Source organism: Azospirillum mesophilum (genome assembly GCF_053470405.2).
Window position 1 is genome coordinate 180,197 of sequence record NZ_JBPXMQ020000002.1, and the last position, 23,467, is coordinate 203,663.

Annotated in this window: 23 protein-coding genes and 1 tRNA gene; 10 read left to right on the plus strand and 14 right to left on the minus strand. The window is 68.3% G+C overall.

The window, feature by feature from the left end; all coding sequences use genetic code 11:
- Positions 1 to 20 precede the first annotated feature (20 nt).
- The 3 genes from rsfS to ACSVC7_RS03015 form a co-directional block, all read right to left on the minus strand.
- Positions 21 to 455, minus strand: coding sequence for a ribosome silencing factor (rsfS, locus tag ACSVC7_RS03005; protein ID WP_448202651.1), 435 nt, complete (start codon positions 453 to 455; stop codon positions 21 to 23).
- Positions 452 to 1,066 (minus strand): nicotinate-nucleotide adenylyltransferase, encoded by a 615-nt coding sequence (locus ACSVC7_RS03010; protein ID WP_448202650.1) that lies wholly within the window; start codon positions 1,064 to 1,066, stop codon positions 452 to 454. Before ACSVC7_RS03010 ends, rsfS begins: the two co-directional genes overlap by 4 nt.
- Before the next feature lie 123 nt (positions 1,067 to 1,189).
- On the minus strand, positions 1,190 to 2,470 hold the full coding sequence (locus ACSVC7_RS03015) for a glutamate-5-semialdehyde dehydrogenase (protein ID WP_448202649.1): 1,281 nt from the start codon (positions 2,468 to 2,470) through the stop codon (positions 1,190 to 1,192).
- A 164-nt stretch (positions 2,471 to 2,634) separates the two neighbouring features.
- Between ACSVC7_RS03015 and ACSVC7_RS03020 the strand changes: the two genes are divergently transcribed.
- Complete coding sequence (locus ACSVC7_RS03020) at positions 2,635 to 3,486, plus strand: c-type cytochrome (protein WP_448202648.1); 852 nt, start codon at positions 2,635 to 2,637, stop codon at positions 3,484 to 3,486.
- A 107-nt stretch (positions 3,487 to 3,593) separates the two neighbouring features.
- Positions 3,594 to 4,337 carry a sulfite exporter TauE/SafE family protein gene (locus ACSVC7_RS03025; RefSeq protein ID WP_448202647.1) on the plus strand — a complete coding sequence of 248 codons (744 nt, stop codon included), beginning with the start codon at positions 3,594 to 3,596 and terminating at the stop codon, positions 4,335 to 4,337.
- A 94-nt stretch (positions 4,338 to 4,431) separates the two neighbouring features.
- Here ACSVC7_RS03025 and ACSVC7_RS03030 read toward each other — a convergent pair whose 3' ends face one another.
- The 5 genes from ACSVC7_RS03030 to rplU form a co-directional block, all read right to left on the minus strand.
- Complete coding sequence (locus ACSVC7_RS03030; RefSeq protein WP_448202646.1) at positions 4,432 to 5,073, minus strand: HAD family hydrolase; 642 nt, start codon at positions 5,071 to 5,073, stop codon at positions 4,432 to 4,434.
- 38 nt (positions 5,074 to 5,111) lie between these two features.
- Positions 5,112 to 6,281 carry a glutamate 5-kinase gene (gene proB, locus ACSVC7_RS03035; protein WP_448202645.1) on the minus strand — a complete coding sequence of 390 codons (1,170 nt, stop codon included), beginning with the start codon at positions 6,279 to 6,281 and terminating at the stop codon, positions 5,112 to 5,114.
- Positions 6,253 to 7,443, minus strand: a complete 1,191-nt coding sequence (gene obgE, locus ACSVC7_RS03040; protein ID WP_448202644.1) for a GTPase ObgE — start codon at positions 7,441 to 7,443, stop codon at positions 6,253 to 6,255. The genes proB and obgE overlap by 29 nt, the downstream gene beginning before the upstream one ends.
- Before the next feature lie 181 nt (positions 7,444 to 7,624).
- Complete coding sequence (gene rpmA, locus ACSVC7_RS03045) at positions 7,625 to 7,903, minus strand: 50S ribosomal protein L27 (RefSeq protein ID WP_448202643.1); 279 nt, start codon at positions 7,901 to 7,903, stop codon at positions 7,625 to 7,627.
- 33 nt (positions 7,904 to 7,936) lie between these two features.
- Positions 7,937 to 8,254 (minus strand): 50S ribosomal protein L21, encoded by a 318-nt coding sequence (rplU, locus tag ACSVC7_RS03050; RefSeq protein WP_149468678.1) that lies wholly within the window; start codon positions 8,252 to 8,254, stop codon positions 7,937 to 7,939.
- A 209-nt stretch (positions 8,255 to 8,463) separates the two neighbouring features.
- Here rplU and ACSVC7_RS03055 point away from each other — a divergent pair.
- Together ACSVC7_RS03055 and queC are read left to right on the plus strand one after the other, a co-directional pair.
- Positions 8,464 to 8,553: transfer RNA gene (locus ACSVC7_RS03055), tRNA-Ser, on the plus strand.
- A gap of 125 nt (positions 8,554 to 8,678) precedes the next feature.
- Positions 8,679 to 9,371, plus strand: a complete 693-nt coding sequence (gene queC / locus ACSVC7_RS03060; protein ID WP_448202642.1) for a 7-cyano-7-deazaguanine synthase QueC — start codon at positions 8,679 to 8,681, stop codon at positions 9,369 to 9,371.
- Here the strand turns inward: queC and ACSVC7_RS03065 are convergent, their stop codons facing one another.
- Both ACSVC7_RS03065 and ACSVC7_RS03070 read right to left on the minus strand, forming a co-directional pair.
- On the minus strand, positions 9,372 to 10,010 hold the full coding sequence (locus ACSVC7_RS03065; RefSeq protein ID WP_448202641.1) for a hypothetical protein: 639 nt from the start codon (positions 10,008 to 10,010) through the stop codon (positions 9,372 to 9,374).
- A 121-nt stretch (positions 10,011 to 10,131) separates the two neighbouring features.
- Positions 10,132 to 12,138 (minus strand): methyl-accepting chemotaxis protein, encoded by a 2,007-nt coding sequence (locus tag ACSVC7_RS03070; protein WP_448202640.1) that lies wholly within the window; start codon positions 12,136 to 12,138, stop codon positions 10,132 to 10,134.
- 409 nt (positions 12,139 to 12,547) lie between these two features.
- Between ACSVC7_RS03070 and ACSVC7_RS03075 the strand changes: the two genes are divergently transcribed.
- The 3 genes from ACSVC7_RS03075 to ACSVC7_RS03085 all read left to right on the plus strand — a co-directional run bounded on the left by ACSVC7_RS03075 (position 12,548) and on the right by ACSVC7_RS03085 (position 16,822).
- The gene (locus tag ACSVC7_RS03075) at positions 12,548 to 13,675 is read left to right on the plus strand and encodes a glycosyltransferase family 2 protein (RefSeq protein ID WP_448202639.1); all 1,128 of its coding nucleotides are present in this window, start codon (positions 12,548 to 12,550) and stop codon (positions 13,673 to 13,675) included.
- A complete protein-coding gene (locus tag ACSVC7_RS03080; RefSeq protein ID WP_448202638.1) occupies positions 13,672 to 15,357 on the plus strand; it encodes a glycosyltransferase family 39 protein in 1,686 nt (561 codons plus the stop codon). Before ACSVC7_RS03075 ends, ACSVC7_RS03080 begins: the two co-directional genes overlap by 4 nt.
- Positions 15,358 to 15,667: 310 nt before the next feature.
- A complete protein-coding gene (locus tag ACSVC7_RS03085) occupies positions 15,668 to 16,822 on the plus strand; it encodes a serine hydrolase (protein ID WP_448202637.1) in 1,155 nt (384 codons plus the stop codon).
- A 115-nt stretch (positions 16,823 to 16,937) separates the two neighbouring features.
- On the opposite strand, the gene ACSVC7_RS03090 is transcribed toward ACSVC7_RS03085, so the two are convergent.
- From ACSVC7_RS03090 to ACSVC7_RS03100, 3 genes are all read right to left on the minus strand, one after another.
- Positions 16,938 to 17,357 (minus strand): nuclear transport factor 2 family protein, encoded by a 420-nt coding sequence (locus ACSVC7_RS03090; protein ID WP_448202636.1) that lies wholly within the window; start codon positions 17,355 to 17,357, stop codon positions 16,938 to 16,940.
- 172 nt (positions 17,358 to 17,529) lie between these two features.
- Positions 17,530 to 18,537, minus strand: a complete 1,008-nt coding sequence (locus ACSVC7_RS03095; RefSeq protein ID WP_448202635.1) for a hypothetical protein — start codon at positions 18,535 to 18,537, stop codon at positions 17,530 to 17,532.
- Positions 18,538 to 18,661: 124 nt separating this feature from the next.
- A complete protein-coding gene (locus ACSVC7_RS03100) occupies positions 18,662 to 20,206 on the minus strand; it encodes an FAD-dependent oxidoreductase (RefSeq protein ID WP_448202634.1) in 1,545 nt (514 codons plus the stop codon).
- A 152-nt stretch (positions 20,207 to 20,358) separates the two neighbouring features.
- Here ACSVC7_RS03100 and ACSVC7_RS03105 point away from each other — a divergent pair, with 152 nt between their 5' ends.
- The 3 genes from ACSVC7_RS03105 (at position 20,359) to ACSVC7_RS03115 (ending at position 23,089) form a co-directional block, all read left to right on the plus strand.
- Positions 20,359 to 22,020: an NAD+ synthase gene (locus tag ACSVC7_RS03105; RefSeq protein ID WP_448202633.1), complete on the plus strand. Its 1,662-nt coding sequence runs from the start codon at positions 20,359 to 20,361 to the stop codon at positions 22,018 to 22,020.
- Between the two features lie 174 nt (positions 22,021 to 22,194).
- Complete coding sequence (locus tag ACSVC7_RS03110; RefSeq protein WP_448202632.1) at positions 22,195 to 22,446, plus strand: hypothetical protein; 252 nt, start codon at positions 22,195 to 22,197, stop codon at positions 22,444 to 22,446.
- A gap of 7 nt (positions 22,447 to 22,453) precedes the next feature.
- Positions 22,454 to 23,089, plus strand: coding sequence for a hypothetical protein (locus tag ACSVC7_RS03115; RefSeq protein ID WP_448202631.1), 636 nt, complete (start codon positions 22,454 to 22,456; stop codon positions 23,087 to 23,089).
- Between the two features lie 70 nt (positions 23,090 to 23,159).
- Here ACSVC7_RS03115 and ACSVC7_RS03120 read toward each other — a convergent pair whose 3' ends face one another.
- Positions 23,160 to 23,387 carry a hypothetical protein gene (locus ACSVC7_RS03120; protein WP_448202630.1) on the minus strand — a complete coding sequence of 76 codons (228 nt, stop codon included), beginning with the start codon at positions 23,385 to 23,387 and terminating at the stop codon, positions 23,160 to 23,162.
- Positions 23,388 to 23,467 lie beyond the last annotated feature (80 nt).

Consider the following 23,467-nt stretch of genomic DNA (forward strand, 5'->3'; position numbering starts at 1 on the left):
CCGGCTCTCCTCTCGCGGGCTTAGGCGCTCATGCGCTCGGCAGCAGGACGCGGCGTGTCCAGGCCCCACATCTTTTCGATGTTGTAGAAGGTCCGGACTTCCGGGCGGAACAGGTGGATGATGATGTCCCCCGCGTCCACCAGCACCCAGTCGCACTGGGGCAGGCCTTCGACCTCGACGCCACGGATCCCGGCCGACTTCATCCGATCGGCGAGCTTCATGGCCATGGACGCGATGTGCCGCGTGTTGCGGCCCGACGCCACGATCATGTAGTCCGCGATGCTGGTTTTGCCGGCAAGATCGATGACGATGACGTCATCCGCCTGGTCGTCGTCCAGGGACTTTTCGATCAGCGCCTTCAGTTCGTCCGGCTGGGGAACGGGCGCGGGCCGCACGACGGGCGCGGCCGGTTCGATGAACGTGTTGATGGTACCCACCTCGTGATACAGGGTCACGACCCGCAGGCACGTGCCTGTCGGATCGCCGTCGCCGAAGCCGGATGCAGCGGGTTGCGGAGGAAAATCCAGGCCGGCGTCTTGCGTCCGGTCAGCCCCTTGGCCCCATGCTCCGTCACCCGGCGACGGGCATAGCGCTGAGCGGCTATGCCACCAAGCGCATTCATAGAATAAGTTGGTCGGGCCAGAACTGCAACCGGCACCAGCCGGAAGATTCGCGTCCAATCCCGCCAACGGGGTATTTGACGAAGATTGTCGGCACCCATCAGCCAGACGAAGCGTGTTTTTGGAAAGCGCCGCTTCAGCTCGGACAAGGTATCGGCGGTGTAGCGGGTGCCCAGTTCGCGTTCGAGGTCCGTGACCTGGATGCGCGGATGGGCCGCCACGCGCCGCGCCTCCGCCATGCGCTCCGCCAGGGCGGCCATGTCCCGCGTGGGCTTCAACGGGTTCTGCGGGCTGACCAGCCACCACACCCGGTCGAGCCCCAGCGTCTTCAGCGCGTACAGGCTGATGTGCCGGTGCCCAGCGTGCACCGGGTTGAACGACCCGCCGAGCAGCCCGACGCGGAGGCCGGCGTAGAGGCCGGGGGCGCGGGGGTGGGGGGGCGTCATCACGGCGCCCCCACCCCGACCCTCCCCCGCTTCGCAGGGGAGGGAGTATGGATTGCGGGGGAGGCTGCGGAGTTCCCTCCCCTGCGAAGCGGGGGAGGGTTAGGGAGGGGGCAAAGGCCCACCTTACGGCCGCGTCTGGCCATCGCCGCGCACGACGTACTTGTAGCTGGTCAGTTGCTCGGCGCCCACCGGGCCGCGGGCGTGGAACTTGTCGGTGGAGATGCCGATCTCCGCACCCATGCCGAATTCGCCGCCGTCGGCGAACTGGGTGCTGGCGTTCCACAGGACGATGCCGCTGTCGATGCGGTTCAGGAAGCGCTCGGCCGCCGCCGCGTCCTCGGTGACGATGGCGTCGGTGTGGTGGGAGCCGTGGCGGTTGACGTGCTCGATGGCCGCGTCCACCCCGTCCACCACGCCGCAGGCGATGATGGCGTCCAGATACTCGGTGTCCCAATCCTCGGGCGCGACGGGCGTCACGCGCGGGTCGGCCGCCCGCGCCGCCGCGTCGCCGCGCACGGCGCAGCCGGCGTCCAGCAGATCCTTGACCAGCACCGGCAGCAGCGTGTCGGCCAGCTTGCGGTCGACCAGCAGCGTTTCGGCGGCGCCGCAGATGGAGGTGCGGCGCATCTTGGCGTTCATCACCACCTTGCGCGCCTTCTCCGGGTCGGCGCCGGCGTCGACATAGACGGTGTTGTTGCCGTCCAGATGCTTGATGACCGGGATGCGGCTTTCCTCGGCGATGCGCTGGATCAGCGACTTGCCGCCGCGCGGCACGATCACGTCGATATAGTCGCGCATGGTCAGCATGTGGCCGACCGCCGCCCGGTCCGTGGTGGGGACGAGCTGGACGGCCGCCTCCGGCAGGCCGGCGGCGCGCAGCCCCTCGGCCAGGCAGTCGGCGATGGCGCGCGAGGAATGGAAGCTCTCCGACCCGCCGCGCAGGATGGCGGCGTTGCCGGACTTCAGGCAGAGGCCGCCGGCGTCGGCCGTCACGTTCGGGCGGCTCTCATAGATGATGCCGACGATGCCCAAGGGGACGCGCACGCGCTGGATCGCCAGCCCGTTGGGGCGCGTCCATTCGGCGATCACGCCGCCGATGGGATCGGGGAAGTCGGCGATGTCCTCCAGCCCCTTCGCCATCGCCTCGATGCGCTTGTCGTCGAGCGTCAGCCGCTCCACCAGGGGGCCGGCGAGGCCGCGCGCCGCGGCGGCGGCGACGTCCTGGTCGTTGGCCGCCTGGATCTCCGCCTTGCGGGCGCGGATCGCGGCGGCCGCCGCCCGCAAGGCCTGATCCTTCGACGGGCTCGGCACGGTCGCCAGCTCCGCCGCGGCGGCGCGGGCGGCGCGACCGAGGGCGAGCATCTGATCGTGCAGGGCGTCGGTGGTCTCAAGCAGGGCGGACATGGCGCTCACTCCGGTGAAAAGGGCCGCAACTGTAGCGGATCCCGCGCCCGCGCGAAAGTCATGGTGGCTACGCCGAAAATCCAATTCGTGCACTCAACAATGCGCTGGGCGATGCACGGTTGCCGCGCTAGCGTTCCGTCACACGCACAATGCGGGAGGGGGTCATGAAGGGGCTTTTGCGCTGCGGCGTCGCCGCGGCCACGGTCGTGCTTTGCCTGGGGTCGGCCGCGAAGGCGGACACGCCGCTGGAGCGGGGAAAGGTCCTGATGAACGGCATCGTCGCCTGCGGCAACTGCCACACGCCGCAGGGGCCGGACGGCCCGGTCAAGGGCATGGAGCTGGCCGGCGGCACACCCTTCGTTGAGCAGCCCTTCACCGCCTACGCCCCCAACATCACCCCCGACCCTGAAACCGGCATCGGCCGCTGGACGGACGCGCAGATCGTCGCCGCCATCCGCGAGGGCAGGCGCCCCGACGGCTCCGTGATCGGCCCGCCGATGCCCATCGCATTCTACCGGGACCTGTCGGACAGCGACGTGCAGGCCATCGTCGCTTATCTGCGCAGCGTGCCGGCGGTGAGGAACGCGGTGCCGAAGTCGGAATACCGCATGCCCCTGCCGGCCTCCTACGGCCCGCCGGTCGGTTCGGTGCCGGACGTGGCGCGTACGGACCGGGTGGCGTACGGCGCGTACATGGCCGGGGCGCAGGGCCACTGCCTGGAATGCCACACGCCGATGCTGCCCGACGGGCGCCGCGACATGGCGCGCGCCGGGGTCGGCGGGCAGTCCTTCGCGGGTCCCTGGGGCGTCACCGTCGCTCGCAACATCACGCAGGACAAGGAGCACGGCATCGGCGCCTGGACCGACGCCCAGATCAAGCGCGCGATCACCGAGGGCGTACGCCCGGACGGCACGCGGCTGAACCCGCCCATGGGCTATCACTTCTACAAGTCCATGAGCGACGAGGACCTGAGCACGCTGGTCGCGTACCTGCGTACGCTCCCGCCCCGGCTGTAGGCGAAGGCAGGAGCGAAGGGCGGGGGCGCACAAAAGGCAGTACCGGAAGCGTTGCCGAACGGGCATAGTCCGCGGGCTTTTCCTACCCCCTTCGGACTGTTCGGCCCATGGTGACCCTGCTGCTTGTCGTCTCCGCCTTCTTCGCGGGCGTGCTCAACGCCGTGGCCGGGGGCGGGAGCTTCCTGACCTTCCCGGCCCTGGTGTTCGCCGGGGTGCCGCCGCTGAACGCCAACGCGACCAGCACGGTCGCGGTGTCGCCGGGGGCCTTGGCGAGCGCCTACGGCTACCGTCGGGAGCTTGGCCGCATCAAGGAAATCAACCTGCCGGCCTTCCTGGGCGTCAGCCTGATCGGCGGGTTGCTGGGCGCGCTTCTGCTGCTGTGGACGCCGCAGAAGACCTTTGAGGCCATCATCCCGTGGCTGCTGCTGTTCGCCTCGGTGCTGTTCGCCTTCGGGCCGAGGATTTCGGCCACCATCCGCCGCAACTTCAAGGTTGGGCACGGCACGGTGCTGGCCGTGCAGTTCTTCATCGCCATTTACGGCGGCTATTTCGGCGGCGGCATCGGCATCCTGATCCTGGCGACGCTGGGCGTCTTCGGCCTGACCGACCTGCACGCGATGAACGGGCTGAAGGCGCTGGTGTCCGGCTGCCTGAACGCGGTCGCGGTGGTCGCCTTCGTGTACGGCGGCGCCGTCTATTGGACCGAGGCGCTGATCATGCTCGTCGCCGCCATGGCCGGCGGCTACGCCGGCGCCTCCATCGCCCGCCACATCCCCCCGCCGATCCTGCGCAAGTTCGTGATCGCGGTCGGTCTGGCGATGACCGTGTATTTCTTCATCACCAAGGGGTGAAGGTGCATCTGTTGGGTTGCGCGAGACGCAACCCAACCTACAACGTCACGTAGGTTGGGTTGAGTGTCAGCGAAACCCAACACCCGGCGCGGACTCAATCCGCCGCCATACGCTCCGCGAGGCCGCACAGCGCGTCCCAATCCAGCGCCGCCGGGTCCTCGACCACATGGTCGGCGGCTTCGAACAGCAGGTGCGGGTGCTGGGGCCAGGCGATGGTCAGCATGCCGGCGGCCTTGCCGGCGCGGGCGCCGGTGGGGCTGTCCTCGATGACCGCGCAGGCTTCGGGCGGGACGCCCAGCCGCGCCGCGGCGGTCAGGTAGGGCTCCGGGTCGGGCTTGCCGTTGGTCACGTCGTCGCGGCTGAGGCCGAAGGCGAAGTGCGGGATGGCGAGGTGGCGCAGGTTCGCCTCCACCACGCGCCGGCCGCTGTTCGACACGCAGGCCTGCCGCAGGCCGCGCTCGGCGAAGGCCTCCACCAGGGCGACGGCCCCGGCGCGGGCCTCCACTTCGGCGATCCGCTCCAGATAGATGTCGGTGATGGCGTCGGCCCACTGCCGGAAGCTCAGCGGCATGGGCCGGACGGCGTTCAGCCGCGCGTAGAACTCCGGAAAGGCGATGCCGAGCGAGCCGGCATACTGCGCCTCGTCCATGTCGTGGCCATGCTGGCGGCAGACGGCGATGGTGGCGCGCTGGTGCCAGGGCTCGCTGTCCAGCAGCGTGCCGTCGATGTCCCACAAGATTGCTTGAAGGGGAGGGCGCGCCGAAACCAGAACGCTCAACGCACCACCATATCGTCGCGATGGATCATCTCGTCGCGGCCCCGGTAGCCCAGGATCTCCTCGATCTCGTGGCTCTTGCGGCCGGCGATGCGGCGGGCGTCGTCGGCGGCGTAAGCCGTCAGGCCGCGCGCCACCTCGCGCCCGTCCGGCGCCTTCACCACCACCACGTCGCCGCGCTCGAAATCGCCGTCCACGGCGCGCACGCCGGCTGGCAGCAGGCTGGCCCCGTTGGCGAGCGCCTTCAGCGCGCCCGCGTCCACGGTCAGCGAGCCGGCGGCGTTCAGATTGCCGCCGATCCAGGCCTTGCGGGCGCTCGACGGCTCGGCCGCCGGCAGGAACCAGGTGCAGAGCGCGCCGCCATCCTCCGGCCGCCGCTCCAGCGCGGCCAGCGGGTTCATGCGCTTGCCCTTGGCGATGACCATGCGGCAACCGGCGGCGAGCGCCACGCGCGCCGCGACGATCTTCGTCACCATGCCGCCGGAGCTGTAGCCGGGCGGCGGTTCGCCCGCCATGCCCTCGATGTCCGAGGTCAACTCCTGCACCACGGGGATGTGCCGGGCGTCCGGGTCCTTGCGCGGGTCGGCGGTGTAGAGGCCGTCGATGTCCGACAGCAGGACCAGCGTGTCGGCGCTGATCATCTGGGCCACGCGGGCGGCCAGACGGTCGTTGTCGCCGAATCGGATTTCGGCGGTGGCGACCGTGTCGTTCTCATTGATGACGGGGACGGCGCCGAGCTTCAGCAGGGTGTCGATGGTGGCGCGGCCGTTCAGGTGGCGGCGCCGCTCCTCCGTGTCCTCCAGCGTCACCAGGACTTGCGCGACGGTCAGGCCGTGGCGGGCCAGCGTCTCCTGATAGGCGGCGGCGAGGCGGATCTGCCCGGTGGCGGCGGCGGCCTGCTTCTCCTCCAGCCGCAGGGCGCGGCCGACGAGTCCCAGATGCTCCCGCCCGCAGGCGACCGCGCCGGAGGTGACGATCACCACTTCCTGCCCGCGCTTGCGGCAGGCGGCCACGTCGTCGGCCAGCGCGTCCAGCCAGTCGCGGCGGATTTGCCCGGTCTCGCTGTCCACCAACAGCGCCGAGCCGATCTTGACGACCAGCCGGCGCGCGTCGAGCAGGGTGGGGAGGGTGGTGGGGGTGTCAGCCTTCAGCGTCGTCGTCGCCGTCATCGTCGTCGCGCTCTTCGTCCAAATCGTCGTCGGAGAGGTCTTCGTCGGAAAGGTCGTCATACTCGCCCGTTTCCTCGTTCCAGCCCGCGAACTCGTCGTCCATCTTCTGGCCGACCGGCGGCCGGGGGATGGAGCGGGTGGCGGGAGCATGGATAACGTCGGGCTCCTCTTCCTTGGACTGTTTGATGAGCGTGAGCAAGCGGTAAAGCACGGTCTGCACGCCCTGGCCGGTGGCGCCGGACAGCACCATCACCTCGGCCCCGGACGCCTGTTCCAGCGCCGCCTTCTTCTCCTCGATCTCCTCGTCCAGCAGGGCGTCGGCCTTGTTCAGCCCGATGATCTCCGGCTTGTCGGCGAGGTTGCCGCCGTAGGCCTCCAACTCGTGCCGGATGGTGGTGTAGGAGTGGACCACGTCCTCCGCCGTGCCGTCGATCAGGTGCAGCAGCACGCGGGTGCGCTCCACATGGCCCAGGAAGCGGTCGCCCAGCCCATGGCCCTCGTGCGCGCCCTCGATCAGGCCGGGGATGTCGGCGATGACGAACTCCTCGTCACCCGCGCGCACCACGCCCAGGTTGGGGGCTAGCGTCGTGAAGGGATAGTCGGCGATCTTCGGCTTCGCCGCCGTGGTCGCGGCCAGGAAGGTGGATTTGCCGGCGTTCGGCAGGCCCAGCAGGCCGGTGTCGGCGATCAGCTTCAGCCGCAGCCAGACCCAGCGCTCGTCCCCCGGCCAGCCCGGATGGGCCTTGCGCGGGGCGCGATTCGTCGGGGTCTTGTAATAGGCGTTGCCGAAGCCGCCGTCGCCGCCCTTCAGGAAGATGACGCGCTGGCCGGCCTCGGTCAGGTCGAGCAGCACGGTCTCCTGATCCTCGTCCAGGATCTGGGTGCCGACCGGCACGCGCAGCACCACGTCGTTGCCCTTGGCCCCGTTGCGGTTGGCGCCCATGCCGTGGTTGCCGCGCTGCGCCTTGAAATGCTGCTTGTAGCGGTAGTCGATCAGCGTGTTCAGCCCGTCCACCACCTCCAGCACGACGTCGCCGCCGCGCCCGCCGTTGCCCCCGTCGGGGCCGCCGAATTCGATGAACTTCTCACGGCGGAACGCGATGGCGCCGGGGCCGCCGTCACCGCTCTTCAGGAACACCTTGGCTTGATCGAGGAACTTCATCGCGGGACCGTGCGGGCCAATCTACCGTTTCGCGCCGCCGCGCCTTTCGCATCCCCGCGAGGGGGGAGCCAGGGGCGGCAGACACCACAACACCAAAGGAAACCGGGGGAACAAAAGAAAATCGGGGGCCGGTTGCCCGGACCCCCGATTTTTCCGATTCTCCCGTACGGGCCGGACGAGATTACTCGGCCGCGACCGCCGGAGCCTGCGCCGGCTGAACCAGCACGTAGGTGCGGCCCTTGGCGCTGTGCTTGAAGGCCACCGTGCCGTCCGCCGTGGCGAACAGGGTGTGGTCCTTGCCGATGCCGACGTTCTCACCCGGGTGGAACTTCGTGCCGCGCTGGCGGACGATGATGTTGCCGGAGACGACGCTCTCGCCACCGAAACGCTTCACGCCGAGGCGGCGGCCAGCGGAGTCGCGGCCGTTGCGCGAGGAGCCGCCTGCTTTTTTGTGAGCCATGGGGGGTTACTCCTGTGACTGGTCGGCGGCCGTTCAGGCGGCGCCGTTGATCCCGGTGATGCGCAGGACGGTCAGGTCCTGGCGATGGCCGTTCTTGCGGCGGTAGTTCTGGCGGCGCTTCTTCTTGAAGACGATGATCTTCGGACCGCGATCCTGGGCGACCACTTCGGCCGTCACAGCCGCGCCGGCCACCGTCGGGGTGCCCACGGTGGCGCTGCCGCCGTCGCTCACCATCAGCACGTCGTTGAGCGTGATGGAAGCGCCAGCCTCGGCTTCGAGCTTCTCAACGCGGATCACGTCGCCATTGGCGACCTTGTACTGCTTGCCGCCGGTGCGGATCACTGCAAACATCGTCGTCACTGCCTATCTCAAAACAAACGGCGGGCCGCTCGCCCACCGTTTGAGGTGCAAGCCCGTTCGTGAGAGCGGGGATCTATACCGAGGGCGCACCGCGAGTCAACAGGGATGGTGCCAAAATCCCTTTCATTTTTCCGCAAACAAGCGCTTGCATCCCCGAAAGCTTTTGGGTAGGTTCCGCGCCACCCCGGAAACGGGGCAGCGGATGGGTGGCAGAGCGGTTGAATGCACCGCACTCGAAATGCGGCATACCCGCAAGGGTATCGGGAGTTCGAATCTCCCCCCATCCGCCAATTATTTTCTGATCGATGGAATTCGAAGCGCCTCCTCCCGGACGGCGCTTTTTTGTTGCCCGTGGGGACCCGTCGCTCCCATCTCGCTGCGGCGGACTCACCCGCGCACACGGAAGGAACGGGCCATGAGTGAAAAGAACGCGGTCGTCCTGGTCAGCGGCGGGCTCGATTCGACGACGGTGCTGGCCATCGCCAAGCATGAGGGCTACCGCGTGAACGCGCTCAGCTTCCGCTACGGGCAGCGCCACGCGGTGGAGCTGGAGGCGGCGCGGCGCGTGGCCTCGGCCATGGGGGTGGACCGGCACGTCATCGCCGACATCGACCTGCGCGCCTTCGGCGGCTCGGCGCTCACCGACGCCATCGACGTGCCCAAGCACGCCAGCGCCGCCGAGTTGGGTGAGGGCATTCCCGTCACCTACGTCCCGGCGCGCAACACCATCTTCCTGTCCTTCGCGCTCGCCTGGGCGGAGACGCTGAACGCGTCCGACCTCTTCATCGGCGTGAACGCGCTGGACTACTCCGGCTATCCGGACTGCCGGCCGGAATACATCGCGGCTTTCGAGACGATGGCAAACCTCGCCACCAAGGCCGGGGTGGAGGGGACCAGCCGGTTCAAAATCCACGCGCCGCTGATGACGCTGGACAAGGCCGGCATCATCCGGCGCGGGCTGGAGCTGGGCGTGGACTACGGCCTGACCCACTCCTGTTACGACCCCACGCCGGACGGGGCGGCCTGCGGCACCTGCGACAGCTGCCTGCTGCGCCTGAAGGGCTTCCAGGAGGCCGGTCTGGCCGATCCCGTCTCATATAAGAAGTAGTTACGCCGCCGCGCGCCGCTCGTCGGCCCAGGTGCGGGCGGTGGTGGGGCGGCCCTCGGCGTCGATCAGGCCGCGCTGGTGCAGCTCCTCCACATGGCGGATGAAGAAGAGGGCGGTGCTCTCCCGCTCCCAGCTTTCCATCCAGTTCTGCTCCAGGAAGGCCAGGATCGCCGGCTGGCCCAGCTCCGCCTCCCACAGGATGCCGAGCAGGGAGGTCTGCTGCTCCTCGTGCATGCATTCCTCGAAGGTCAGCTTCTGCTGGCCGCGGGCTTCCTTGCGCAGGGTCGTCTCCGGCCCCGGCCCCAGGCCGAAGTCGTAGAGCGCGCGGCGCTCCGGCGCCGCCACCAGCCAGTGCGCGACCTCGTGCACGATGACCGTGGCCTCCACGTCCGTGCGGATGACCTCGCCGTCCCACATGAAGGAGGTGTTGGGCGGCTCATCCAGCGTGCCGATGCCGTGGGCGTGCGCCAGCCGGACCGCCTCGGCCCGCTGCTCCGGCGTGTCCACGCCGCCGGGCACCGGCCACGTGGCGGCAATGCGGCGGAAGGCGGCGAGCGGCAAGGGATGCGGCGCCAGCATCGTTTCGAACGTGGCGAGCGCGTCCGGCATCACCTCGGCCGGGATCGGGGTCAGGATCATGGGGTGCTAACAACACTCGGGTCGGCGGAAGGCCCTATTTGCCGAAGGAGAGCCTTCGGGCGCAAGAAAAACCCCTCTGCCGGTCAAGCCAGGAGAGGGGTTTTTGCCGAGACCCGGAAGCTCACGCCGCGCGCATGTCGCCGAGGAAGCGGGAGACGAAGCCGCGCAGGCCCTCCGCCTCGTCGTTCAGCCCGTCGGCGGCGTCCAGCACCTGGCGGGAGGCGTCGCCGGTGGCCTCGGCCGCCTGGGTCACGCCGAGGATGGTGCCGGACACCTCCTGCGTGCCGCGCGCGGCCTCCTGGACGTTGCGGCTGATCTCGCGGGTGGCCGAGCCCTGCTGCTCCACCGCGGCGGCGATGGCGGCGGAGATGCTGCTGATCTCCGTGATGACGCGGCCGATCTCGGCGATGGCGGCGGCGGCCTCGCGGCTCACCTCCTGAATGCCGGCGATCTGGCCGGAGATGTCCTCGGTCGCCTTGGCGGTCTGGTTGGCGAGGCTCTTCACCTCGCTCGCCACCACGGCGAAGCCCTTGCCCGCCTCGCCGGCCCGCGCGGCCTCGATGGTGGCGTTCAGGGCCAGCAGGTTGGTCTGGCTGGCGATGTCGTTGATCAGCTGCACCACCTCGCCGATGCGCTGGGCGGACTCGACCAGCCCGCGCACGGTGGCGTCGGTCTTCTGCGCGGTCGTCACGGCGGTGCCGGCGATGGAATTGCTCTGCGAGACCTGCCGGCCGATCTCGGCGATGGAGGCGGTCAGCTCCTCCGCGGCGGCGGCCACCGTCTCCACATTGGCGGTGGCCTGGTTGGAGGCGGCGGCGACGGCGCTGGCCTGCCGGGTGGTCTGCTCGGCGGTGGCCGACATGCCCTGCGCCGTGGCGTGGAGCTGCGTCGCGGCGGCGGACACGCGGCCCAGCACCTCCAGCACCATCCGGTCGAACTCGCGGGTCAGGGCATCGATCCGCTCGCCGCGCCGCTGGCGGGCCTGCTGCTCGGCGGCCTGGTCCTGGGCGAGGCGGTCGGCGCGGATCAGGCTTTCCTTGAAGACCTCCACCGACTTGGCCATGCCGCCGATCTCGTCGCCGCGCTCCAGGCCGGGGACGTCCACCGCGCGGTCGCCGCCGGCCAGCCGGGTCATCGCCTGGGTCATCGACACGATGGGGCGCGACAGGCCGCGGCCGATCAGCAGGGCGGAGATCAGGCCCAGCAGGACGGCGGCCAGCGCGGCGCCGACGGTCATGCTGCGGGCGGTGTCGATGGTGGCGGTGGCCTCCGCGCCCAGCGCGGACTGGTTCCGGACGCTGGCGTCCTTCAGCTGCTCCACCCGCTCGCTCACCGTGGGGCCAAGCGTGTCGAGCGTGTTGGAGACCAGCGCATCCCGCGCGGTGGTCGCCGCAACCACCTTTTCGAATTCGGAGGCGAAGACCCGCAGCAGCGCCACGAAGGACACGGCCGCCCGGCGGCGCTCCTGCCCGTTCAGCTTGGCGATCATGGCGTTGCCCTGCTGGCGGGCGTTCTCCAGCTCCGCGCGCGCGCCGTCGGCGTTCTCCGCCGTGCCGTCGGTCAGGAAGCGGGTGGCCTGGACGCGGGCGGCCAGGAAATGGCGCCCCGCCATGCCGGCGAGATAGGCCCCCTCCGTGTCGCCCTCGCCGTAGGCGCTGTCCATGATGGCGCTCAGCGCCTTTTCCATCTTCGGGCCGAGTTCCGACAGCGTGCCGACCGATTCCTTGCGGGCGCCCTGCAATTCCAGGATCTTGGCGAAGGTCTCCTGGTACCGGTGCAGCTCCGCGCCCATCTGTTCGACCGTCTGGCGCAGCGCCGGGTCGGCGAACAGCTCCTTCACCTCGTCGATCTGCTTCGCGGCGGCGGTGCGCGCGTCCACCTTGCGCGCGGCGTCCTCGTCCCCGGTCAGCAGGAAGGTCTTCGCGTGAAGCTGCGCTTCCAGCATGGCGGCCTGGGTGCGGCCGACCTCGGTGGTCTGGCGGGCGAGCGTGCGGTAGGTCGCGAAATCGTCCCGTGCGTCGGACAGGGCCACGACGCCGACGGTCCCGATGGCGATCAGAAAGACGAGGATGCCGGCGCTGGCGGCCGTGATCTTGGTACCGACCCGCAGATGGCTGAACGCGCTCATGGCGAAAAAACTCCGGGGAAGGCGGATGGTTTAGACCCAATACATAGCAGCACCGGGTTACCAATACATTAAGTGTGCCAAGAGTGTGCCAAGTTTGCGTTCGTGCACGAATCATGGCTGGGTCGCGGGGAATGCGCGCCGAAGGGAACCGCGCACCCCTTCCGTGTTCTGGCGGTTCGGTGGCCGGCTGGAATATTTGTCGGGCGCACCGTGTTTGCCCCTGTCGGTGGACGGATTTTGGTGAGCCGGAGGCGCAATGCCCGCGCCGCGGCCACGAAATGACCACAAGAGAGGCATTTTGCTCAGTCCAATGTATCGTGGTATACGCCCCGTGGAGGAGCGTCCGGCCGGGGACGCCCGCCAACCGCATTCCGTTCCGGCGCCCGATGACCTCACCCAACGGCTGGCCATGTCCCTTTCTGACGCGCCTTCCCTGGTGGCTCCGGCCACGCCCGTGACGAAGACGCCGGTGACGAAGGCTGGCGATCCCAAGGCCAAGAGGGGCACGCGCCCCCGCCGCCCCCGCCTGTCGGTCGTGATCCCCTTCTACAACGAGGGGCCGAACGTCGAGGCCCTGTTCGACCGGCTGGTCCCGGTGCTCGACCGGCTGGACGCGGAGTGGGAGGTGGTCTGCGTCAACGACGGCAGCCGCGACGACACGCTGGACCGCCTGCTGGACGTGCACGACGCCGACCCGCGGGTGAAGGTGGTGGACCTGTCGCGCAACTTCGGCAAGGAGCTGGCGCTGTCCGCCGGCCTGTCCCACGTCACCGGCGACGCCGTGGTGCCGATGGACGCCGACCTGCAGCACCCGCCGGAGCTTCTGCCGCAGTTCCTCGCCAAGTGGCGGGAGGGCTACGACGTGGTGGTGGCCGTGCGCAACGCGCGGGTGGGGCAGAGCCTGAAGCACCGCCTGTTCGCGCGCGCCTTCTACTGGATCTTCGACAACCTGTCGGAGGTCAAGCTGCCGCGCGAGGTCGGCGACTTCCGCCTGATGGACCGCCGGGTGGTGGAGGTCATCAACCGCATGCCGGAGCGCACGCGCTTCATGAAGGGCATCTTCGCCTGGGTCGGCTTCCGGCAGGCGAGCATCCCCTACGAGCAGGGCGAGCGCGCGGGCGGCGAGACCAAGTGGGGCTTCCTGAAGCTGCTGCGCCTGTCCTTCGACGGGCTGACCGCCTTTTCCACCTTCCCCCTGCGGGTGTGGAGCCTCGTCGGCATGGCGGTGTCCGGCTTCGCCTTCGTCTACATCGTGATCCGGGTGATCCGCACGCTTCTGCACGGCATCGACGTACCCGGCTATGAATCGCTGCTGGCTGCGGTGCTGTTCCTGGGCGGCGTGCAGCTCATCACGCTGGGCATCCTCGGCGACTATCTCGGCCGGGTGTTCAACGAGGTGAAGGGCCGGCCGCTGTTCATCGTGCGCTCCGCGCACGGGTTCGAAAATGTGCGGTCTGCGCACGGGTTTGAATTTGAAGAAGAGGCCGCCGCGCCGGCCGCACGCCGCTCCGCCGGCACCGAGGACCGCCTTTCATGAATTACCAGCCGTCCGCCGACCTGACATCCCTGAGGGCGTCCGGTTCGGCGGCTCTGCCCTTCCGCCGCGCCGGCGCCGTGTGGGACGACATCACGCGCGCCCTGCTGCTGTGCTTGCTGATCCTGGCCTTCCTGACCTTCCGGTCCTACGGCATCAGCACGGACGAGGAGGTGCAGCACATCTACGGCAAGAAGCTGCTGTCCTTCTACCTGTCGGGCTTCACCGACCGGTCCGCCTTCCATTTCAAGGACCTGTACCTCTACGGCGGGCTGTTCGACCTGGTGACCGCGCTGGTCGTGCCGATCTCCCCCTTCGAGGAGTATGAGACGCGGCACCTGATCTGCGCGCTGGTCGGGGTGCTGGGCATCGCCGGCTGCTGGCGCTACGCGCGCCTGCTGGGCGGGCCGCGCGCCGGCTTCCTGGCGGCGGCGCTGCTGGCGCTGTCGGGCGTCTATTACGGGGCGATGTTCAACAACACCAAGGACGTGCCCTTCGCGGCCGGCATGGTGTGGACGCTCTATTTCGCCACCCGCATCATCAACCAGCTGCCGCGGCCGAGCCGCAGCGCGGTGCTGAAGTTCGGCCTGTCGCTGGGCCTGACGCTGGCGATCCGCGTCGGCGCGGTGCTGGCGGGCTTCTATCTGGCGGTGGCGCTGGCCGTCTATGTGCTGCTGGTGGCGTGGCGCGACGGCATGGGGCCGGCGCTGGCCGACACGCGCCGCATCGTGCCGGCGCTGCTGCCGGCCATCCCCGTGGCCTACGGGCTGATGGCGCTGTTCTGGCCCTGGGCGGTTCTGCACCCGCTGAACCCGCTGGAAGCGCTGCGCGTCGTCTCGCACTTCCCGATCGACATCCAGACCCTGTTCATGGGCGAGATGGTGCGCTCCAGCGACCCGCCGGCGCTCTACCTGCCGGTCTACCTCGCCGTGAAGCTGCCGGAAGCGGTGCTGATCGGCGCCGGGGCGTCGTTGGTCATGGCGGCCGTGTGGCTGGCGCGCGGCGGCTGGCGGCGGCTGGGCGGCTTCGATCTGGTGCGCTGGGTTCCGCTGGGGCTGGCGGCCTTCCTGCCGATCCTGCTGTTCATGCTGATGCGCCCGTCGGTCTACAACGGCATCCGCCACTTCCTGTTCGTGGCGCCGCCGCTGGTGGTGATGGCCGGCCTTGCCTTCGACCGGCTGTGGGCGCTGTCGGAGCGCTTCGGCCGCCGGGCAGGACAGGCCTTCGGCGCGGGCGCGATGGTGGTCGCGGTGCTGTACGCGTGGCAACTCGGCTGCATGCACCCGAACCAGTACGTCTACTACAACCAGTTCGTCGGCGGCGTCCGCGGCGCCGAGGGTCAGTTCGAGCTGGACTACTGGGGCAACTCCCAGCACGAGGCGCTGGAGGAGCTGATCGCCCTGGTGGAGCGCGAGAACGACGGCAACCCGCCGCCGCGCCAGTACACGCTGACCGTCTGCGGCAACACGCTGGCCGTCCGGTTCGAGCTGCCGCCCTGGCTGAAGCTGGTCAACGGCATCGAGCCGGACTGGCGCAAGGCCGACTTCTTCATGGCCTTCACGCAGGTGAAGCGCTGCCCCTCCCTGCTCGGCGGCCACCCGATCATCGAGATCGCGGCCGACGACGTGCCCCTGACCATCGTCAAGGACCGCCGCCCCCCGCCGGCCGAGATCCCCACCGAGTAACCATTCAAAAGCCCCTCTCCCTTGAGGGGCGCGCCGCCGGAGGACGCCGAAGGCGTTCGCAGGCAAGCGTGGTTGGGGTGAGGGTGGCGCCGGCGAGGCCGGCTGGAAACATTGGTGTTTTCCCGGCTGCCGCCGGTAACGACCCCTCATCCCAACCCTTCTCCCCCAAGGGGAGAAGGGCTTTTCCTGGCCCCGAAAGGCTAACCCTCCGGAGCGCCGCCGCCCCTTGGCGTGATCGCCGTCCGCGGGCGTACCCGTGGCCGTAACCGGCCCCCACTCTCCCCTTTGGTCGTCCAAGACGGAGGGTGGGATGCGGGGTCCGGTGCTCGGGGTCGTGTCGTTTCTCGCGCTCTGGGGCTGGGCTTCGGTGCCCGCCGACGCGGTCGGTCTGGACAGCCTGCGCGACACGGTCGCGGCACTGGCCGAACGGCGGCTGGCGGAGGCCGGGCCGGGCGGTCTGGTGGTCGGGGTCATCCGGGACAACCGGACGCTGGTGGTCGGGCGCGGCGACAGCGGCCGGCCGGACGGAGGCCCGCCAGACGGTCGCACGCTGTTCCAGATCGCCTCGCTGACCAAGCCCTTCACCGGCACCATCCTGGCCGAACTGATCCGCGCCGGCCGCGTCGCCCCGACCGACCCGCTGGCCCGCCACCTGCCGAAGCCGGTCCACGCGCCGGACTACGACGGGCAGCCGATCCGGCTGCTCGACCTCGCCACCCACACGGCGGGGCTGCCCAACGTGCCGGAGACGCCGCGCTTCTCCTGGAACCGGCTGGAGGACCCGCGCAACCCCTACAAGCCCCTGACGCGGGAGGAGGTGGCCTCCTGGCTGTCCGGCTTCAACCTGCCCGTGCCGCCGGGCACGCGCTTCCGCTACTCCAACGTCGGCATGGCCGTTCTGGGGGAGGCGCTGTCGACCGCCGCCGGCAGTTCCTACGAAGCCCTGCTGAAGCGCGTGGTGACCGAGCGTTTCGGCCTGAAGGACACGACGCTGCGCCTGTCGGCCGAGCAGCGCGCCCGCAAGGCGGTCGGCCACGCCCGCGGGCAGGTGGTCCCGGATTGGGAGGCGCCGGCCATGCAGCCCTCCTTCGGGCTCTACTCCACCGCCAACGACCTGTTGCGCTGGCTGAGCGCGAACCTCGGCGACTGTACGGGGAACGGCGGGTGCGACGCGGACACGGCGGCGACGCTGGCGCTCGCCCAGTCCGTGCAGGTGGACGGGCGGGAACTGCGCGATCCGGGATCGCTGGGGCAGGGGGCCATGGCGCTGGGCTGGTTCGTGGCCTGGGCGGGAGACGGCACGCCGATCCTCTGGCATTCCGGCTCGACCGGCGGCTTCAACGCCTACATCGCCTTTTCACGCGCCCATCGCTGGGCGGCGGTGGCCCTGACCAACAGCGACCCCGACCGCGTCGTTGCCGACAAGGTGGTCGGCGACCTGATTGCGCATTTCGAGTCGCATTGAGCCTTTTGCCCCCTCCCTAACCCTCCCCCGCTACGCGGTGGAGGGGATTTGCGCGAAGCGGCGGCAGTTCCCTCTCCCGCGAAGCGGGGGAGGGTTAGGGAGGGGGCAAGCGTCGTCAGTGCAACCGCCCACCCGGCGGCGGGCCGTCCACAGGCTCCGTCGCGGCGGCCAGGGGGTCGGCGATCGGGCCGGCCTGATGGTGGGCGAGGCGCCAGGAGCCGTCCTCGCGGACGAACAGGTTGGTGGCGGCCAGCACGGCGCCGCCCAGCACTTCCTCGCAGAGGACCACCGCGGTTTCGCCGTAGAGCATCACCCGTTCGTTGCGCGCGCGGATGGCGGGGCCCGTCGGGGCGTCCAGGACGCTCTCCCAGCTGGCCATGACCGCTTCCCGCCCGACCAGCACCATCCAGCCGGGATGGATGCAGGACACCGGCAGGCGGGCGGCCCACAGCGCGTCCATGGCGGCGTAGTCGCGGTCGTTGAAGGCCCGGTAGAAGGATTGGTTGAGGGCCAGAACGGTGTCGCGATCGGTCATCGGTTGCCCGTCATCGGCGGTTGTCTCCGTACAGAGGTGATTCCGTACGTTATCCCACTCCTACGCACGCAACCATCCCGTCCGCAAGTGCCGGCCCGATATAGGCCACGGGCCGGCACCTTCGAACGAACGGCGGGGCGAGTCGGGGGACGCTGGGCCGATGCGTGGCGTATCAGGCGGTGATGTCCACCTTGGCCGGGGCATCCGCCTTGCTGTCCGTGGCGGTGGACTTGGTGCCGTCGGTCAGGCCCGCCACCGGCTGCGACAGGTCCAGGTTGACGTGCATAACCCCGTCGGCGCTCTTGGTCGGCTTCAGCACGGCAAGGCCGCTGAGGCCACCGCCGTTCTTGGACGCGAGGCCGTTCAGCTTCTCCAGCACGCCCTTGATCTCGTCGTTGCTGAAGCCCTCGGCGCGGACGATCATGCCCGTGGCCTTGCCGGTCACCTTGGTGGTGGCCTGCTCGACCCCGACGCTGCCCGACCCGTCGCCGTTCAGCGTGGCCTGCAGCCGCTGGTCGTCGCGGCGGAAGTCCAGCGTGGACTTGGCGAAAGAGATGCGGACCGACTTGTCGCCGTCCTTGATGGTCAGCTCGATGCCCCGCGATTCGATGGAGAACTGCGAGCGGGCCTCCTGCATGTCCATGGACATCTTGCTGAAGTCCATGCTCTTCAGCTTGTCCTTCATGGTGTCGCCGAAGCCGCCCAGCACGTCCTTGACCTGATCGTCGGACATGCCGAGCCCGCCCAGGACGTCGCCCAGGTCGCCCTTCATGCCGTCGATGGCCTTCTCGAACATGCCGGACAGGCCCTTGGAGTGCTCCAGCGCGTCCTGCATGATCTTCTGCGCCTGCTGCGCGCGGGCGGCCATGGCCTGGGCGCCGGAGCCGTTGCCGTCGGCCCCCTTGGCGCCGCCGGACCCGCCACCCTGCGTTGCACCCTGGGTGCCGGCCGCGTCGGCGCCCGCCGCCGGCTTCTTGCCGGACAGGTTGTCGAGCAGCGATTCCATGGACTGGCTGATGGTGTAGGCCGGGCTGTCGGCCTTGGTAGGCTTTGCCGCGTCCGTGGTCGGGGCGGGCGTCTTGCCGTCCGCCTGTTTCGCGTCCGCCGGCTTCTTCGCCGCCGCCTGTTGAAGGACAGAGCTGGTCGTCCCGTTCGGCCCGGACAGTTCCGAGTAATACATCGACTCCTCCCGCACGCATTCCCGTTCGTCGCGAGAGTAAGGTCAACCAGCTTCGGTTTACCACAGGTTAATTCGTCGCAGATACCTGCAACGGGAAGTCGCGATGCTTAGACTCCTTATGGTTTCACCCCGCTTTCCCGCGCTCGTCCTCCACCGGAGCGAGCGGCTGCGTGGCCGGGCCGTTCAGCACCGCCCCGTCCACCGCGAAGCGGGAGCCATGGCAGGGGCAGTCCCAGCTTTTCTCGCCGGGGTTCCAGTGGACCACGCACTTCAGGTGCGTGCAAATGGCCGACCGCCGGTGCAGCGCGCCGGACTCGTCGCGGTAGACCGCCACCGGCCGCCCGGCCATCTTCAGCACCGCGCCCTGGCTCGGCGCGATACGCTCTTCCGATTCGACCTCCGAGCGTCCCACATAGTCCAGGTATTGGCGCGCGACATCGATGTTCTCGCGCAGATAGGTGCCCAGCTTGTGGGTCATTTTGCGGCCGGGATCGTACAGGGCGGACCAGTGGCTGCTGCCGCCGTGGATCAGTTCGCACAGGATCAGCCCGGCGATGGTGCCGTGGGTCATCCCCATGCCGCTGTCGCCGGTCGCCACGAAGATCCGCCCGCCATAGGCCGGATCGGGGCCGATGAAGGCCAGCCCGTCGAACGGCTCCATCACCTGCCCGGACCAGCGGTATTCGACCGCGCCGGCCTGGGGAAAATGCGCGCGCGTCCAGGCCTCCAGCGCGGCCCAGCGGCCGTCCATGTCGCGGGCCTCGCCGGTCTTGTGGTCCTCGCCGCCGACGATCAGCAGGTCGCGGTCGGCCTCCGGCTGGAGCCGCACGTAATGGTAGACGTCCAGCGTGTCCCAATAGAGCGCGTCCGGCACGCTGCCCTTCGGCACCGCCAGGGCGATGGCGTAGGTGCGGTAGGCGGCCTGCTTGGTGTGGATGGCGAAGCGGTCGCTGATGGGGGAGTTGGTGGCGACCACCACCGCGTCGGCCTCGATGGTCCGGTGATCGGCCCCCACATGGACGTGCGCCCGATCCCCCTCCTGCCCGACGGACGAGACGTGGGCGCGGGTGGCGAGTTGCCCGCCGCGCGCCAGGAAGGCGCGGGTCAGCCCGGCCAGATACTTCAGCGCGTGGAAGCGGCCCTGCCGGGGAAAACGCAGGCAGGGGCCGGGGTGCTCGATCGGCGGCCGGTCGAGCTTGTCCACCTCCGTCAGGCCGGCGCGGCGGGCGGCGTCCCGCTCCTTGTCCAGGCTCGACGGGTCCTGCCCCGGCGCCAGCATCAGATAGCCGTCCAGCCGGGCGAAGTCGCAGTCGATGGATTCCTCGCGCGCGATCCGCTCGATGGTGTCGATGGCGGCGGTGTGGCTGTCGGCGGCCATTCGCGCGCCGGATTCGCTGTGCAGCCGCTCCATCTCCGTGTAGCGGTCGTCGATGGCGTTGGACAGGTGGGCGGTGGTGCGCCCCGTCTCGCCGTCGCCCGGCTGCCCGTCGTCCAGCAGCAGCACCCGCTTGCCGGAGCGCTGGAGCAGGTAGGCCGTCGTCACCCCCGCGATTCCCGCCCCGACGACGATCACGTCGGGCTTCGCGGTCGCCAGATCGGCGTTTCCGGCGGGCATCGGCCCCGGATCGGTGCCCATCCAGACGGAGGTCGTCGTGCCGGAACCCTGCATGGCCTGTTACCTTTCGCGATGAGCCCGCCTCATCAAAGGGAACACAAGCTGCGGCGGACGGGTTCCGGTGCGATAGCGCGCCGCTTTCGCACCCGGCCTCGGCCTGCTACGCTGACGCTTATCGCCACGCCGCTCCACCAGACGACAGAGCCATGACCGACCGCCTTTCCATCGCGCTGGCCCAGTTGAACCCGACCGTCGGCAACATCCCGGCCAACATCGACCGCATCCGCACAGCCCGCGCGGAGGCTGCGGCGCGCGGCGCCGACCTCGTGGCGTGCCCGGAGCTGGTGGTGACCGGCTACCCGCCCGAGGATCTGGTGCTGAAGCCCTTCTTCCTCGACGTGGTGGAGAAGGCCGTAACGGAGCTTGCCGCCGAGACGGGCGACGGCGGCCCGGCGCTGCTGATCGGTGCGCCGTGGCGCGACCAGGGCCGGTGCTACAACGCCGCCCTGCTGCTGGACGGCGGCAAGATCGCCGCGACGCGTTTCAAGGTGGACCTGCCGAACTACGGCGTCTTCGACGAAAAGCGCGTCTTCGTCCCCGGCCCGATGCCCGGCCCCGTCAACTTCCGCGGCGTGCGGCTGGGCGTGCCCATCTGCGAGGACATCTGGACCCCCGACGTGGTCGAGACGCTGGCCGAGAGCGGGGCGGAAATCCTGATCGTCCCCAACGGCAGCCCCTTCGATGACGGCAAGCACGACCAGCGCATCCAACTGTCCGTCCAGCGTGTCACCGAGAGCGGCCTGCCGCTGATCTATGTGAATCAGGTCGGCGGCCAGGACGAGCTGGTCTTCGACGGCGCCAGCTTCGCCATCGGCGCCGACCGCTCGCTGGTCGCCCAGGCCCCCGCCTTCGCCGAGCATCTGATGCTCACCCGGTGGGAGCGAAAGGATGACGTCTGGACCTGCGCGGAGGCGGAGCGCATCGCCCCGGTGGACCGGCTGGAGGCCATCTATTCGGCGCTCGTGCTGGGCCTGCGCGACTATGTGAACAAGAATCGCTTCCCCGGCGTGATCCTGGGCCTGTCGGGCGGCATCGACTCGGCGCTGTCGGCGGCCATCGCGGTGGACGCGCTGGGCGCCGACCGGGTGCACGGGGTGATGATGCCCTCGCCCTACACCTCGCAGGAAAGCCTGGACGACGCGGCGGAGTCGGCGGAGCTGCTGGGCTGCAAGCTGGACACCATCCCCATCGTCCCGGCGATGGAGGCGTTCGAGCGCATGCTGCTGCCCGCCTTCGCCGGCCGCGACCCGGACATCACGGAAGAGAACATCCAGTCCCGCTCGCGCGGGATCACGCTGATGGCGCTGTCCAACAAGTTCGGCGCCATGGTGCTGTCCACCGGCAACAAGTCGGAGATGTCCGTCGGCTACGCCACGCTCTACGGCGACATGTGCGGCGGCTACGCGGTGCTGAAGGACGTCTACAAGACGACGGTCTACGACATCTCCCGCTGGCGCAACGGCAGCATCCCGCTGGGCGCCCTCGGCCCCACCGGCCGCGTCGTGCCGGAGCGCGTGCTGACCAAGGCCCCGACCGCGGAGCTGAAGCCCAACCAGACCGACCAGGACACCCTGCCGCCCTACGATGTGCTGGACGACATCCTGGAATGCCTGGTGGAAAAGGATCTCGGCGTGGCGGAAATCGTCTCGCGCGGCCACCCGCCGGAGACGGTCAACAAGGTCTGGCGCATGCTGCACCTCGCCGAATACAAGCGCCGCCAAGCCCCTCCGGGTCCGAAGATCACCAAGCGCATCTTCAACCGCGACCGGCGCTATCCCATTACGAACGGGTTCACGAGCATTGTGTGAAGAGACGTTTGTATGGTGTCCTTGGCGTCACAGGAGGCGCCAAGGCTTCGGCATGACATTCATCTGAATTGACCCTGGCGTTTTTGCGCCATAATTTCTGACTAAGACGGCCAGCGGCCCAGCGCGTGGTGTGCTGTGTGTATTCTGGTGCATTCAAGCGTAATCGGTCTGCCAATGAAAAAGAAGCTGCAAGCAACGTCACCCGCGCAGAACGGGTCTCCTGCGGCAAATGCTGGTAAGCGTTGGGTTATGTCCGACGGAGAGCGTAGCGCATTCGTTTCTGCAATGCAGGCGCGTGGAATTGGGCTCTCGATGAAGGAAAACGCGGGCGTTTCCATCAATGACGTAATTAAGAGTGCCGAACGTGCTGCTGCAAGTTCGGTCTTGGTTACAGGAAACATCAAAAAGACATCTCGGACGGCTTGAATAGAAAATGGCTGTGACGGATGCGGATTTACGGCGCGGATCGCGTGCTGCGGACTTGGCCGTGCACTTTCATAACCTTGCGCTTAGAATATTGGATGCTCGTGGTATTGAGGCTACGCTTTCGCGGGCGTCATTCTTTGACGTGGCAGATCGTTACCTTGTTGATGCGGAACGCTTTAGTGCTGAAGAGCCTGATGGAGTTCGCCCATCCAAGCACGTCGGCTATATCGCTTTTTGGATTCGTAAACTTAAGCCCTTGTCCAACGCTGTGGTCGATACTGAATCTGAGAAGGATGCGGCGCATAGTGGTTTGAAGGAAATAGTCGATATTAACGAGCAAATGGCCATCTGGATGGCGTTTGAGCAATTGAGAGATTTTGCGCAAGCGCAAGAGATAGAAGTGCATGATGGCGCCAGTGGTACAGATTATAAGCTTATCTATACTGAAAGATTGTTTCGAATTTGCGTTGACAGGTTTTGTGAGCAAAAAGTCGATGTCAATGGCAGCAATATGTTCGACAGATTAGTAAGGGATTTGCGCTATCGAACGTTTGGTCCACACCATCTCGTTCATATTTTTGATCAGTTTGTATTTTCGATGTTTGTGGAAGGGCGCAAAAGGCGTCGGTTGGTTATTGCTTGATTTTAGGTTGTGATCGTTTTTATCTTTGCTCCCCTCCCAGATTTGTGGGGGGGAGCAAAGTAAAGTAGAATTATCCGCGCGTCAGGCGGATGATCGTCGTCATCATCCCAACCACGTACAGCAGCGCCGGCGGAATGATCCACACCGGGTGGAAGATGATCGCCAGCGGCATGATCAGCAGCAGGATCATCGCCGGGAACACGGTGTAGGGCGAATTGCAATAGGCCGGGAGCCCGTGAATACGGCCGTCCTCTTCGCCAACAAGATTGTTGGCACTCTCAACAGTTTGGTCAATCATTCTCTAACACCCACTGTGTTTATGGTCTTTTCTTTGCCCATCTCTTCCGGATGGAGCGGCGAGTCCATAACACAGTTTGC